We start from the raw sequence: 665 nt of genomic DNA, 5'->3' as shown, positions 1-665 counted from the left end.
GACGATAGATGAGCCGCATTCTCCGCGGCCGCCTCCCCTCGCTTTCCTTCTCCATACAAATGCGAAATCGCCTCGTCGCAGAGATGATGCGGCGGGTGCACCCAGATAGTCGACAGGAACCATTCGGGCCTGAGCCACATGAGCAGTCCGAACAGCAGCAGCACGGCGATCATGCCGAGCCACAAGGTAAGCAAATCCATGAGGAGTCCGTAAGCCAGTCGCGACACCCAAGCGGTGACACTTGGGTAACGCGCCAGGCTACCGGGCTATTCCATCGGCAGGCGCGATGGCGAAACAAAATGAGGAAGCGCGCCCGCCACCGGCGATACAGACCGATCACATCGGCGATCAGTTCGGCACCAGCCGCCAGCCGCCGCCCACGATCTCGACCATCACGCGCGCACGCTCGTCGAGGCCCGAGTGATCGGTCGGCGTCATGTTCACGACGCCCTGCGAAGTCCGCAGATCCCTGGTGTTCTCGAGCGCGGTGCGCAGCGCCGAGCGGAACGCCGCGGTACCCGGCTGGCCCTGCTTCAGCGCGACGGGAATCGCCTGCTGCAGCAACAGGCCCGCATCCCAGGCATTGCCGCCGAAGGTCGAGGTGCTGCCCGCGCCGTAGGCACCGTCATAGGCGCGCCGATTAACCAGCGCGCTCGCCTTCACGG

At 65.0% G+C, this 665-nt stretch carries 1 protein-coding gene and 1 pseudogene; both read right to left on the bottom strand.

The genetic code is table 11. The annotated features are described in order from the left end of the window. Positions 1–200 (bottom strand): hypothetical protein (locus HWY05_RS37615; protein WP_176061475.1); only part of this gene is annotated, 200 nt, incomplete at its 3' end. A gap of 148 nt (positions 201–348) precedes the next feature. After that, positions 349–665 (bottom strand): annotated as a pseudogene (locus HWY05_RS37610) (branched-chain amino acid ABC transporter substrate-binding protein); the annotation flags it as partial.

The sequence above is a fragment of the Paraburkholderia sp. BCC1876 genome (genome assembly GCF_902833695.1).
Taxonomy (GTDB): Bacteria; Pseudomonadota; Gammaproteobacteria; order Burkholderiales; family Burkholderiaceae; genus Paraburkholderia.
This window is presented reverse-complemented; position numbering and strand designations above follow the sequence as displayed.